This window comes from Luteimonas sp. GW821-FHT14E02 (assembly GCF_058803905.1).
Window position 1 is genome coordinate 39585 of the sequence record NZ_JBXAPK010000013.1, and the last position, 12963, is coordinate 52547.

At 65.5% G+C, this 12963-nt stretch carries 9 protein-coding genes; 4 read left to right on the forward strand and 5 right to left on the reverse strand.

Annotation, left to right across the window (positions count from 1 at the left end; all coding sequences use genetic code 11):
- Positions 1 to 74: 74 nt before the first annotated feature.
- Complete coding sequence (locus tag AC1RNP_RS17680; RefSeq protein ID WP_493052616.1) at positions 75 to 1856, reverse strand: glutamine--tRNA ligase/YqeY domain fusion protein; 1782 nt, start codon at positions 1854 to 1856, stop codon at positions 75 to 77.
- A 134-nt stretch (positions 1857 to 1990) separates the two neighbouring features.
- On the opposite strand from AC1RNP_RS17680, the gene AC1RNP_RS17685 reads away from it, so the two are divergent.
- Positions 1991 to 2914, forward strand: coding sequence for a DMT family transporter (locus AC1RNP_RS17685; RefSeq protein WP_493052617.1), 924 nt, complete (start codon positions 1991 to 1993; stop codon positions 2912 to 2914).
- A gap of 42 nt (positions 2915 to 2956) precedes the next feature.
- Here the strand turns inward: AC1RNP_RS17685 and AC1RNP_RS17690 are convergent, their stop codons facing one another.
- Positions 2957 to 4612, reverse strand: a complete 1656-nt coding sequence (locus tag AC1RNP_RS17690) for a peptide-N4-asparagine amidase (RefSeq protein WP_493052618.1) — start codon at positions 4610 to 4612, stop codon at positions 2957 to 2959.
- Between the two features lie 181 nt (positions 4613 to 4793).
- Between AC1RNP_RS17690 and msrA the strand changes: the two genes are divergently transcribed.
- The gene (gene msrA / locus AC1RNP_RS17695; protein ID WP_493052619.1) at positions 4794 to 5444 is read left to right on the forward strand and encodes a peptide-methionine (S)-S-oxide reductase MsrA; all 651 of its coding nucleotides are present in this window, start codon (positions 4794 to 4796) and stop codon (positions 5442 to 5444) included.
- Between the two features lie 173 nt (positions 5445 to 5617).
- Here msrA and AC1RNP_RS17700 read toward each other — a convergent pair whose 3' ends face one another.
- The 3 genes from AC1RNP_RS17700 to ahpC form a co-directional block, all read right to left on the reverse strand.
- The gene (locus AC1RNP_RS17700; RefSeq protein ID WP_493052620.1) at positions 5618 to 6550 is read right to left on the reverse strand and encodes a LysR substrate-binding domain-containing protein; all 933 of its coding nucleotides are present in this window, start codon (positions 6548 to 6550) and stop codon (positions 5618 to 5620) included.
- A gap of 28 nt (positions 6551 to 6578) precedes the next feature.
- Entirely contained in the window at positions 6579 to 8159 is a 1581-nt protein-coding gene (ahpF, locus tag AC1RNP_RS17705; RefSeq protein WP_493052621.1) for an alkyl hydroperoxide reductase subunit F, read from the reverse strand.
- A 203-nt stretch (positions 8160 to 8362) separates the two neighbouring features.
- Complete coding sequence (gene ahpC / locus AC1RNP_RS17710) at positions 8363 to 8926, reverse strand: alkyl hydroperoxide reductase subunit C (protein ID WP_226470353.1); 564 nt, start codon at positions 8924 to 8926, stop codon at positions 8363 to 8365.
- Positions 8927 to 9393: 467 nt separating this feature from the next.
- On the opposite strand from ahpC, the gene AC1RNP_RS17715 reads away from it, so the two are divergent.
- Positions 9394 to 12090 (forward strand): M1 family metallopeptidase, encoded by a 2697-nt coding sequence (locus tag AC1RNP_RS17715; RefSeq protein WP_493052622.1) that lies wholly within the window; start codon positions 9394 to 9396, stop codon positions 12088 to 12090.
- Positions 12091 to 12104: 14 nt separating this feature from the next.
- The gene (gene prmC, locus AC1RNP_RS17720) at positions 12105 to 12956 is read left to right on the forward strand and encodes a peptide chain release factor N(5)-glutamine methyltransferase (protein ID WP_493052667.1); all 852 of its coding nucleotides are present in this window, start codon (positions 12105 to 12107) and stop codon (positions 12954 to 12956) included.
- Positions 12957 to 12963 lie beyond the last annotated feature (7 nt).

Here is a 12963-nt window from a genome sequence, read left to right on the forward strand (position 1 = left end):
CGTATCAGTATGGAGAAAGCCTTGGAGCGCGCGGAACGAGTGAGAATTTCACACGTTCCGTATGTTTAACGATCTCAGCCTTTCGTCGTCCAGGTGTCGCGCAATCCGACGCTGCGATTGAACACGGGCGCATCGCTATGGTGGTCACGCCGATCGGCCACGAAATAACCGAGCCGCTCGAACTGGAACGACGTCTCCGGCGCGGCTTCCGCGGCGGCGGGTTCGACGTAACCGCGCACGCTGCGCTTGGAGTCGGGATTGAGATGATCGCGATAGGTCTTGCCATCGGATTCGTCGTCCGGATCGACAGCGGCGAACAGGCGATCGTAGAGACGGATTTCCGCCGCCTTCGCGTGCGCGGCGCTGAGCCAATGGATGGTGCCCTTGACCTTGCGGTTGGCGCCCTCCATGCCGGGACGCGATTCGGGATCGAGCGTGCCGCGCAGTTCGACGATATCGCCGGCGTCGTTCTTGATCACTTCATCGCAGCGGATGATGCCGGCGCCGCGCAGGCGCACGTCGCCGCCCGGCACCAGCCGCTTCCAGCCCGGCGGCGGTACTTCGGCGAAGTCCTCGCGCTCGATCCACAACTCGCGCGAGAACAGAACGCCGCGCGTGCCCGCCGACTCGTCCTTCGGATGGTTGGGGAACGTCAGCGTCTCGACGTGGTCTTCCGGCAGATTCGTCAGCACGAGCTTGAGCGGATCGATGACCGCCATGCGGCGCGGCGCGTGCGCGTCGAGGTCCTCGCGCAGGCAGCCTTCCAGCACCGAGAAATCGATCACCGAGTTCTGCTTGCTGATGCCGACGCGATCGATCAGAAGACGCAGCGAGGCTGGCGTGTAGCCGCGGCGGCGCAGGCCCTGCAACGTGGGCATGCGCGGGTCATCCCAGCCGTCGACCAGCTTCTCGCCGACCAGCGCCACCAGCTTGCGCTTGCTCATCACGGTGTAGTTGATGTTCAGGCGCGAGAATTCGATCTGGCGCGGCTTGGCGGCTTCGTTCGGCAGGCCGCTTGCGAGCAGCGGCTGCAACAGTTCCGGCGAGCCGACGAAGTCGACCTTGTCCACGCACCAGTCGTAGAGCGGACGATGGTCCTCGAACTCCAGCGTGCACAGCGAGTGGGTGATGCCTTCGACGGCATCGCCGAGCGCGTGCGCGAAGTCGTACATCGGATAGATCGGCCAGGCGTCGCCGGTGTTCTGGTGCGTGACCTTCTTGATGCGGTACAGCGCCGGATCGCGCAGGTTGATGTTGCCGCTGGCCATGTCGATCTTGGCGCGCAGCGTGCGTGCGCCGTCGGCGAACTCGCCCGCGCGCATGCGGCGGAACAGATCAAGGTTCTCTTCCACTGAACGATCGCGGTAGGGCGAGTTGCGGCCGGGCTCGGTGAGCGTGCCGCGGTATTCGCGCACTTGTTCGGCGCTGAGGTCGCAGACGAAGGCGTCGCCCTGGCGGATCAGTTTTTCCGCGGCGAGGTAGTACACCTCGAAGTAATCGGAGGCGTGGCGCAGGTTGGCCCAGTCGAAGCCGAGCCAATGCAGGTCGTCCTGGATCGCCTGCACGAATTCGGGGTCTTCCTTGGCCGGATTGGTGTCGTCGAAGCGCAGGTTGCACATGCCGCCGAATTCCTCGGCGATGCCGAAGTCCAGGCAGATCGCCTTGGCGTGGCCGATGTGCAGGTAGCCGTTGGGTTCGGGCGGGAATCGCGTGCGGATGGCGTGGTGCTTGCCGCTGGCCAGGTCGTCGCGAACGATCTGACGAATGAAGTCCTGCTTCGCAGGCGTCGCGTCTTGCACCGTCGTCGCAAGGACGGCGGCGGGATCGACGGTGGCGGGGCGGGACGGATGGCTCATCGCGGCAGGGACGCTGTGGGGAAACCACCAGTTTAGCCGAGGCGGCGCGTGCCCGCGCGCGTCATCCGGCCAGGAAACGCCCGCTCGTGTTAGCGTGCGCGCTTGCCGCCGTTCGCGGCCACCTAAGTTCCCCCATGCAAGCCCCCCACAAGACCGAATCCCGAGCGCTGGTGTGGATGGCGATCGGCGCGATCATCATCGGCACCAACGGACTGATGGTCCGGATCGCGGAAACGCCGCCCACCGTGTCCGCCTTCTGGCGCCTGCTGTTCGGCGGCGTGCTGGTGCTGCTCTACGCACGCGCCACGCGGCAATGGCAGTCGCTGCCGCGCCGTGTCTGGCTGTGGGCGCTGCTGCCGGGCGCGATTTTCGCCTGCGATCTGTGGCTCTGGCACCGCAGCATCCTGCTGATCGGGCCGGGGTTGTCGACGCTGCTGGCGAACGCGCAGGTGTTTTTCATGGCATTGGCCGGCGTGCTGCTGTTCGGGGAGCGCCTGGGGCCGCGCTTCCTGATGGGCATCCTGCTGTCGTTCTTCGGCCTGTGGCTGATGCTGGGCGGCAGTTGGGCGACGCTGCCGCCCGCGTACCGTTGGGGCGTGTGGATGGGGCTGGCGACCGGCCTGTCCTACGCCATCTTCAATCTCGGGCTGAAGCGCACGCAGCAGGAGGCGCATGTCGATCCGTCGCGCCCGGCGCCGGTGGCGCAGGTGCTGGGGATCGTGTCACTGATCGGGGCGGCGGCGCTTGGCATGGCCGGTGTGGCGGAGGGAACATCGTTCGCGATTCCGTCGCTGAAGTCGTTGCTGGTGCTGCTCGCGCTGGCGGGCATCGGGCACTGCCTGAGCTGGGTGCTGATCTCCAAGGCGATGTCGCACCTGCGCGTGGCGGTGATCGGTCTGATGCTGCTGTTGCAGCCGATCGTCGCCTTCCTGCTCGATGTGGGGCTGTTCGATCGCGCCACCACGTCGCGCGAATGGCTGGGACTGGCTTTCACGCTGGCCGGGATCTTCCTGGCCAGCTTGAAGGGGCGCTCGCGGTTGCCCGAGCAGCCGACGTAGGGCCTGGCCGCGCTCCCGTGTGTGGGAGCGGGCGAGGGTCCCTCAGCGACAGCCGTTGCTGTCGGTGCTCACGAAACCGTTCTGCTGCGAGATCGTGCGGTCGTAGCAGGGCAGCGCATTGCTGCTGTGGCGGTGACGCTGGGTGGAATGCCCGACGGCATGGCGCTGGTCGCGCGGCACGCCGTAGTTCCAGCCCGCCTCGCCGTCGAAATTGTTGTCCTTGATCAGCCAGCGCGGCAGCGCGGACGCGCCGCCGAGGGCCAGGGCGTTGGCCTTGTCGTGGATCTTCAGCCGGGTGGTGATGCGGTAGTAGCTCTGGCCCGCGACGGGTTCGAAGCTGATCATGCCGTCGAAGCCGAAGGACTGCGCGTTTGTCGAGACTTCCGGCAACCGTCCCGGCGAGGTGGTGGTGACCACCGACGTGTCGTTCCAGTCGCCGACCACGCCGTCGTGGTATTCGCCTTCGTCCCAGGTGTGCGTGTTGGTGTTGCCGACGGTGCGCTTGACGCTGACGAGCCGGTAGCCGCGCGTGCCGCGCAGCCATCCGGTTACTTCGAGCCGATGCCCGCCGCGCGTGGCCACCTGCGAGCGGCCGTCGGGCAGGGTGCTGAACACCGGTGCGTTCTGCATGTCGCCGAGCTTGTAGGTCAGCAGGCCGCCCTGTGTGCGCCGGCCGTGCGGATCGCGCCAGACCTGCAGGTTGGGCTGCATCTCCCAGCCGCTGGCGCCGGGATCGAGCCCGGCGATGCGGAAGCGGATCTCGTGCGGCTTGCCGTCGTTGACCAGTCCGATGAAGGGCGTGAGTTCGTAGCGGATCGGCTCGATGTTGAAGGCGCGCGGCGCGGGAATCACGTACCACAGGAACGGATTCGACCAGCCGCCGGTGTAGATATGCGGATAGGGCATGGCGATGCCGGCGACGCGGCCGTCGATCAGCACCTGCACCTCACGATACGGCCCCGGACCCGGGCAGGAATAGCCGGTGCTCGCCGGCGCGATGAAGTACCAGAACTCCTCGCAACCACCGCCCGAGCCGGTGGCGTAGACCTCGGCCTGCCAGCGTTCGGCGTCGACCGGCAGCACGTAATCGCCGATCAGATCCGCGCCATCGCGGCGCGGCGCCGACAGCGGCTGCACCGCGTCGGCCGTCTGCGCGGCCGGATGCTTGCGGTCGGCCTGGTAGAACACCACGCGCGCCTTCACGTAGATCACGCCGGTGTAGGTATCGTTGACGACGTTGCCGAGATACATCGCCGTGGGCTGCGGTGTTTCCAGCAGCGGCGCGTAGGCGGTGATGTCCTTCTCCACATGCCACTGGATGCCCTCGCGCGAGGGCTCGGGCGTGCTGGTGCGGAACACGGTGATGCCACCGATCTCCAGGTGCGAGATCCGGTCGTACTGCACGCCCTTCACCGCGCCGTCCATCTCCAGCACGATCTTGTTCCAGGGGCCTGGGCAACCGGGCGGCGGCGCGATGTTGCTGAGATAGGGATCGAAATTGTCGAAGCCGTGGTCGACGATCTGCACCGAGCAGGATGTCGTATCCGGGCGCGCGACGGTGGGATCGGCGGTGCGCGGATCATCCCAATCGGTGCCGAATTCGTCCGCGGCATGGACGGCGGGGGCCAGCAGCGCGCCGAGCACGAGCAGGCCGGCGGCGAGGCGGGGGAGCGGGCGGAACAACGGATCGGTGGGCATGGCGGACTCCAGGGCTGGATGGCAGCGTTGCGGCCCGGGCACGCCCCCCGCATACCCTGACGCGGCTAGGTTACAAGAGCGGCTCGGATCGTCCTGATGCACCCGCACAACCGGGGCGCGACATCTTGAATCCTGCGTTCGCAGCCGCAGATTGTGTTCGTCCCCCATCGCGGAGCTGACCATGTTCGGAATTGGTGCCTACAAACAGCGCATGCCGCAACCCGACAAGGCGCTGCCGGGACGCAGCAGTGAAATGCCGCTGCACAACGCCCACCACATTCATGGCCGCCCGCTACGTGGCGATTTCGCTGGCCTGCAACGTGTGCAGTTCGGCATGGGTTGTTTCTGGGGCGCCGAGCGCAAGTTCTGGTCGATCCCGGGCGTGGACACCACGGCCGTCGGCTATGCCGGTGGCTATACCCCGAACGCCACGTACCGCGAAGTGTGCAGCGGCGAAACCGGCCACGCCGAAGTGGTGCTGGTGGTGTACGACGAAGCGAAGGTGTCCTTCGATGACCTGCTCAAGGTGTTCTGGGAAAACCACGATCCCACCCAGGGCATGCGCCAGGGCAATGACGCCGGCACCCAGTATCGTTCCGCGATCTATTGCGACACGCAGGCGCAGTACGACGCGGCCGTCGCCAGTCGTGAGGCCTATCAGCGCAGACTGCGTGAAGCCGGCTATGGCGAGATCACGACGGAGATCGTATTCCCCGCGCCGACGTTCTATTACGCCGAGGACGACCATCAGCAATATCTGTCGAAGAATCCGCATGGTTACTGCGGATTGGGCGGTACGGGCGTGAGTTGTCAGATCGGCTTGGAAGCTTGAGCTGCTTGTCGCTTTTTGCTCGTCATCCCGGCGAAAGCCGGGATCCAGCCCTTGCGCTTGAAACCCGATAAAGCGGGATGACCAGCCATCCGGCTATTAAAAACCCGGCTTTCGCCGGAATGACGAACGAAGGATGAGGATTCGCCCATCCCGCTTCGCGGAATGACGGCGCTTTAAGCCGCGCGTCCTGGCTGCGCTTTCATCGGCTCTTCGAGCAAGTCCTTCGGCAACTCGCGAAAGACTTCAGCCAGTCGCCGCAGGAACGCATCCATCGCCGAACTCTTGCGCCAGATCATCGCGATCTCGCGGCTGGGATGGGAATCGCGGAAACCGAGCAGATGGATGCTTTCCGATCGGGCTACCGGCGGTTTCACCGCCAGCGTCGGCAGCAGCGTAACGCCGACATTGGCGGCGACCATTTGCCGCAGCGTTTCCAGGCTGGTGGCACGGAATTCGCTCTTCTCGGTGGCGCCGGACAGATGGCAGACATCCAGCGCCTGCTCGCGCAGGCAATGGCCGTCTTCGAGTAACAAAAGACGCTGGTTGGCCAGTTCCTTCAGCAGCAGTGAATCCTGTCGCGCCAGCGGATGTGATTCCGGCACCGCGAGCAGGAACGGTTCTTCGAAGAGGAATTCGGTGTGCAGCTGATCGTCGTGCAGCGGCAGTGCCAGCAGCGCGGCATCGAGGCGGCCTTCGCGCAGCCGCGTCAGCAGCACGTCGCTCTTTTCTTCGACCAGCAGCAATTCAAGCTGCGGGAAGCGTGCGCGGATCAGCGGCACCACATGCGGCAGCAGATAGGGGCCCAACGTGGGGAAGATGCCCAGGCGCACCGTGCCCGCTTCCGGGTCCTGGCTGCGCCGCGCCGCCTCGCGCATCTGTTCGACGTCGGCGACGATGCGCCGCGCGCGTTCGGCGACGTCGCGTCCGGCCGGCGTCAGCATCACCTTGCGTGGCGCGCGTTCGACCAGCGCCACACCGAGTTCTTCTTCCAGCTTCCGGATCTGCGTCGACAGCGTTGGCTGGCTGACGAAGCTCGCCGCCGCCGCCTTGCCGAAATGCTTGTGATCGGCAAGGGCGACGAGATATTTGAGATCGCGCAGATTCATAACCGCATCCCTCCGGTGCGTGTTACGTTCAGGCGGCCGCCGCTTCCGTTTCCGCGGGCGCGGTGGTGCGAATCAGGTGATCGAACGCGCTCAGCGCCGCCTTGGAGCCTTCGCCCATCGCGATCACGATCTGCTTGTACGGCGTGGTGGTGGCATCGCCCGCCGCGAACACACCGGGCACCGAGGTGCGGCCGTGGGTGTCCACTTCGATCTCGCCGCGCGTCGACAGCGCCACCGTGCCTTTCAGCCATTCGGTGTTGGGCAGCAGGCCGATCTGCACGAACACGCCTTCCAGTTCCAGACGATGGGAATCGCCGCCGACGCGGTCCTTGTAGATCAGGCCGTTGACGCGCTGGCCATCGCCGAGCACCTCGGTGGTCTGTCCCGACGTGATCACGGTGACGTTGCCGAGGCTCTTGAGCTTGCGCTGCAGCACCTCGTCGGCGCGCAGCTGGGCGTCGAATTCGATCAGGGTGACATGGTGGACGATGCCGGCGAGATCGATCGCCGCTTCCACACCGGAATTGCCGCCGCCGATCACCGCCACGCGCTTGCCCTTGAACAGCGGGCCGTCGCAATGCGGACAGTAGGCTACGCCCTTGTTGCGATACTGCTCCTCGCCGGGGACGTTCATCTGCCGCCAGCGCGCGCCGGTGGACAGGATCACGGTCTTGCCTTTCAGTGACGCGCCGTTGGCGAGCTTCACCGTCGTGTAGTCCGGGCCGGGCACGAGCGCTTCCGCGCGTTGCAGATTCATGATGTCGACGTCGTACTGGCGCACGTGCTGCTCCAACTGTGCCGCCATCCGCGGACCTTCGGTCTCCGGCACGGAGATGAAGTTCTCGATCCCGAGCGTGTCGAGCACCTGGCCGCCGAAACGCTCCGCGGCGATGCCGGTGCGAATGCCCTTGCGCGCGGCGTACACCGCAGCCGCGGCACCGGCCGGGCCGCCGCCGACGATCAGCACGTCGAAGGGATCGCGCGCGTCGATCTTCGCCGCTTCGCGCCTGGCCGCGCCGGTGTCGAGCTTGGCGATGATTTCCTCCACGCCCATGCGGCCCTGGCCGAACGGTTCACCGTTGCGGTAGACGGTCGGCACCGACATCACCTCGCGCGCATCGACCTCATCCTGGAACAGCGCGCCATCGATGGTGACGTGGCGGATGTTCGGGTTGAGCACCGACATCAGATTGAGCGCCTGCACCACGTCCGGACAGTTCTGGCAGGACAGCGAGATATAGGTTTCGAAGACGTGCTCGCCTTCGAGATGACGAATCTGCTCGATGACTTCAGCGCTCGCCTTCGACGGATGTCCGCCGACGTGCAGCAGCGCCAGCACCAGCGAGGTGAACTCGTGGCCGAGCGGAATGCCGGCGAAGCGGATGCCGAGATCCTCACCGGGACGCGAGATCGAGAACGACGGAATGCGCACGTCGCCGCCGCGATGCTCGACCAGGGTGATCTTGTCCGACAGCACCACCAGATCGTCGAGCAGCGCCTGCATCTCGTGCGATTTCTCGCTCTCATCGAGCGCGGCCACCAGTTCCACCGGCTGCGTGATCTTTTCGAGGTAGGCCTTGAGCTGGGTTTTGAGATCGGCGTCGAGCATGGGCGTGAATTCCATCTTGCGTTGGCTTCGACTGGCTGGGGGATGATGCCGCGAAGCGATAGGAGAGAGTGAAGAGGGGCGAAGAACGAGCGGGATGCGGGGGAGGGGACGGCACCGGCCCGCCTTCGCGCCTCTTCACTCGCACCTGAGGGGCTGGGTGCGAGTCCGTGGCCGGAGCGTGCTCCGGCCACGGTGTTGCAGGTTTAGATCTTGCCGACCAGATCCAGCGACGGCTTCAGGGTCTTCTCGCCCTGCTTCCACTTGGCCGGGCAGACTTCACCCGGATGCGAGGCGACGTACTGCGCGGCCTTGATCTTGCGCAGCAGCTCGCTGGCGTCGCGGCCGATGCCGTTGTCGTGGATTTCGGCGGTCTTGATCACGCCTTCCGGGTTGATGATGAAGGTGCCGCGCAGGGCCAGGCCTTCTTCCTCGATCAGCACGTCGAAGGCGCGCGCCAGCTTGGCGGTGGGATCGCCGACCAGCGGATACTTCACCTTGCCGATCGCGTCGGAGGTGTCATGCCAAGCCTTGTGGGCGAAATGGGTGTCGGTGGAAACGCCGTAGACCTCGACGTCGAGCTTCTTGAACTCGTCGTAATGGTCGGCGAGGTCTTCCAGCTCGGTCGGGCAGACGAAGGTGAAGTCGGCCGGGTAGAACACGAACACGGACCACTTGCCCTTCAGCGAGGCATCGGTGACTTCGACGAACTCGCCGTTGTGGTAGGCGGTGGCCTTGAACGGCTGCACTTCGGTATTGATCAGGGACATCGAGGTTCCTTTACAGGTGGGTGAAGGGGGAGGGAGAGGCAGCGGGTCTGGCCGCGGCGTTGAAGTAGCTTAGGCGGCGCCTATCGATATGTGAAATTGATAGTAGATATACTATCAATAGGTTTTGCCTATTGATACAATCGGGATGTGCTTTCGCACATTCGGCCCGGGGCAAGGGCTGAACCGCCCGGCCGGGCCCTATTCGCGCGAGGTGGCGCGTCGAAGGGCGCGGGCGTGCCACGCGGGCCGAACCCTGATCGCGGTCGATCGCAATGCCGCTGTTTGTCGACATGCCTGCTTCGCAGACCTGTTGGATGTTGAGGAGCGAAGCGACAAAGAGGATGTGCGGCTGATGCATGGCGTGATCGGGTCATGCAGTCCACGATGCGGATGCGATGTAACTAACGACACATGCCGCATCCCCTCGTCCGACGTACGCTCGCGCTTTTTCCGGCCGAGGCCAGCCCATGCACCCGCTTCGCAGCAAGACGTTCCGAATCAGTTCGTTGACGAGTGCATTGCTGGCTTGCGCCGGCATCGCCCATGCCGCCGATCAGGTGCCCAAGGGACCGCTGCCACGCACGGTGGTGCCGTCGCTGGTGCAGCTGGAACTCAAGCTCGATCCGAAACAGCAACGCTTCAGCGGCAAGACCCGCATCGAAGCGAACGTGGCGGAAGCAACCGACACGATCTGGATGCACGGCCGCGATCTGAAGATCGACAAGGCCGAGGCAGTGCTCGCCGATGGCAAGCGCATCGCGCTGAAGACGGAGAACGCCGACGTTTCCGGTGTGCTCAAGCTCAGCGCGGGCGAAAAGATTCCGGCCGGCAAGGCGACCATCGAGATTGCATACGACGCTCCCTTCGGTGAATTGCAAGGCGCCTACCGCGTCAAGCCGGACGACAGCGACTACGTGGTCACGCAGATGGAACCACTGGGCGCGCGCAACACGTTCCCCGGATTCGACGAGCCGAGCTTCAAGCAGCCGTGGGACATCACGTTGATCGTGCCGAAGGACGACGTCGCCGTCGCGAACACGGCCGAAGAGAAGACCGAGCAGTTGGCTGATGGCTGGAAGAAGGTGACATTCCGCCGCACCGAAGCCTTGCCGAGCTATCTGATCGCCTTCGCGGTCGGTCCCTGGGATGTTCCCGTCGGTCCCGACATCGCGCCCAATGGCTCGCGCACCACGCCGCTGAAGCTGCGCGGCATCGCCGCGAAGGGACAGGGCGCGCGCATGGCGTATTCGCTCAAGCACACGCCGGCGATCGTGAAGGGGCTGGAGGATTATTTCGGCATCCCGTATCCGTTCGACAAGCTCGACAATGTCGCCGCGCCGGATTTCTGGGCGGGTGCGATGGAGAACGCCGGGCTGATCGTCTATCGCGACGTGCTGATGTTCCCGGACGAGAATTCCAGCGCGAGACTGCTGCAGGCCTACTGGGGCGTCAGCGCGCACGAACTCGCGCACCAGTGGTTCGGCGATCTAGTGACGATGCGCTGGTGGGACGACATCTGGCTCAACGAAGGTTTCGCCACTTGGATGGGCAACAAGATCCACGGCCAGCTCCGGCCGGAATCGCACATCGATCGTGATCTGCTGGAGGGCGTGATCGAAGCCATGGACGCCGACCGGCTCGCCACCACGCGCCGCATCCACGAGCCGATCAAGGATTTCACCGACATCCAGTCCGCGTTCGACGGCATCACTTATCAGAAGGGCGCGGCCACACTCGGCATGTTCGAGCACTACATCGGCGAGGACAAATTCCGCGATGGCGTGCGCAACTACCTGCAGGCGCATGCGCGCGGCAACGCCACCAGCGCGGAGCTGATCCAGTCGGTGGCCGAACAGAGCAAGGAACCCGAGCGCGTCGCCAAGGCTTTCACCAGCTTCATCGATCAGCCAGGCGTGCCGTTCGTGAAGATCGATCTGGCCTGCGGCGATGGCAAGCCCGCGATCACGGTGCAGCAGCAGCGCTACCTGCCGCTCGGTTCGAGCGCGAGCCGTGACCAGACATGGGGCATTCCCCTGTGCGTGCGCTACGCCGACGGCAAGGCCGTGCGCGAGGAATGCACGCTGGTGACCGAGGCGCAGACGCGCGTCGAACTCGAGCGCGCGCAAAGCTGCCCGACTTGGGTGATGCCGAACGCACACGGCGATGGCTACTACCGTTTCTCGCTCGCGCCGAAACTGCAGCAGGCGCTGTCCGGCGCCTTCGCGAAGCTCGATCAACGCGAGCAGCGCATGTTCGCCGACTCGGCCATCGCCGCTTACGACGCGGGCGACCTCACGCCGAGCGATCTGGTCAAGACGCTGCCGCAGTTCGCGAACGCCGACGTGCGCCAGACGGTGACGACGGGCATGGGCGAGGTCAGGTGGATGGACGAGTACCTGTTCCAGGACGAGGCTTCGCGCAAGGCGTTCCGTGCCGGTATCGCCGAGATCTACCGGCCGCGCCTGGAGAAGCTGGGAACGACGTTCCAGAGCAAGGAAGCCGACGATACCCGCATCCTGCGCAGCCGACTGATCGGCTTCTTCGCGCGCACGCTCGACGATGCGGCGGTGCGCAAGCAGCTCGCCACGCAAGGGCGTGCCGTGCTCGGCCTGGACGGCGACGGCAAGCTGAAGCCCGATGCCGCGCCGCGCGACATCCGCGGCCTCGCCATCACCGTGGCGGTGCAGGACGGCGGCAAAGCGGCGTTCGATTCCGCCGAGCAGCATCTGCGCGCGACACAGGATCCCGAACTGCGCGGCGATCTGGCCGCCGCGCTCGGCAGCTCGCGTGATCCGCAGCTGGCCGAACGCGCACGCACGCTGGCGCTCGAGCAAGGCTTGCTGCGCAGGAACGAGATTCCCGACATTCTCATGGGCCAGGGCGAGAAGCCCGAAACCCGCGTCGCGCTGCGGCAGTGGCTTGACGGCAATTTCAAGACACTGGAAGCCAAGCTGGCGCCGGCGGGCGCGCGTCTGCTCGATCTCTACGCGATGGGCATGTGCAGCCGCGACGAGGCGCAGGAATTGCAGACCAAGTTCGCCAAGCGCATGGAAACCATCGAAGGCGGCCCGCGTGCGTTGACGCAGGCCATCGAGGCGGTGCAGCTTTGCGCCGCGCAGGTGGACGCGCGCGCCGGCAAGGCGCCGACGTTCGCGGGCAAGTAAACGAGGGCGGGCACATCGCGACGCCGACGATCACCGCCTGCCTGCGCGAAGCGCGTGCACGCATCGAGCCCGCCGAGGTGGAGCTGTTGTTGTTGCACGCGCTGCGCGGTCATGACCGGGCGCGTGCCTACGATCGCGCCTGGCTCTACACGCATGGCGATGATCCGATCGGTGCGGCGGTGCTGGAGCGCTTCCAGGCATTGCTGTCGCGACGCGAAGCCGGCGAACCCGTCGCCTATCTGACGGGCCGACGCGGTTTCTGGACGCTGGAACTGGAAACCACCGCCTCGGCCTTGATCCCGCGCCCGGAAACCGAATTGCTGGTCGAGGCCGCGCTCGAACGGATCCCGGCGGATCGCGAAGCGCGCATCGCCGATCTCGGCACCGGCACGGGTGCGATCGCACTCGCGCTGGCGAGCGAGCGCCCGCTCGCGCGCGTGATCGCGATCGACGTCAGCGAAGACGCGTTGGCGTTGGCGCTCGCCAATGCGCAGGGCCACGAAATCCACAACGTGGAATTCCGTCGCGGCGACTGGTTCTCGTCGCTGGTCGGTGAAACATTCGATGTCATCGTCAGCAATCCGCCTTATCTCGCGGAAGATGATCCGCATCTGCGCGAAGGCGATCTGCGCTACGAACCGCAGCTCGCGCTGTCTTCGGGCGCGGACGGCCTCGATGCCATTCGCGTCATCGCCCATGACGCGCCGATGCATCTGCGGCCGGGTGGATGGCTGTTGCTGGAACATGGGTTCGAGCAGGGCGCGCCCGTGCGCGATCTGCTGGTCGCGGTCGGGTTCTCCGATGTCGCCACGTTGCGAGATCTGGAAGGGCGTGAACGAGTGACGCTGGGGCGAATCAGCGCTTGATCCGTCG

Coding starts and splice junctions, on each gene's coding strand:
- ahpF (WP_493052621.1), bottom strand. CDS start 8,159: ATGCTCGACGCCGATCTCAAAACCCAGCTCAAGGCCTACCTCGAAAAG.
- AC1RNP_RS17680 (WP_493052616.1), bottom strand. CDS start 1,856: ATGAGCCATCCGTCCCGCCCCGCCACCGTCGATCCCGCCGCCGTCCTT.
- AC1RNP_RS17700 (WP_493052620.1), bottom strand. CDS start 6,550: ATGAATCTGCGCGATCTCAAATATCTCGTCGCCCTTGCCGATCACAAG.
- ahpC (WP_226470353.1), bottom strand. CDS start 8,926: ATGTCCCTGATCAATACCGAAGTGCAGCCGTTCAAGGCCACCGCCTAC.
- AC1RNP_RS17685 (WP_493052617.1), top strand. CDS start 1,991: ATGCAAGCCCCCCACAAGACCGAATCCCGAGCGCTGGTGTGGATGGCG.
- AC1RNP_RS17690 (WP_493052618.1), bottom strand. CDS start 4,612: ATGCCCACCGATCCGTTGTTCCGCCCGCTCCCCCGCCTCGCCGCCGGC.
- msrA (WP_493052619.1), top strand. CDS start 4,794: ATGTTCGGAATTGGTGCCTACAAACAGCGCATGCCGCAACCCGACAAG.
- AC1RNP_RS17715 (WP_493052622.1), top strand. CDS start 9,394: ATGCACCCGCTTCGCAGCAAGACGTTCCGAATCAGTTCGTTGACGAGT.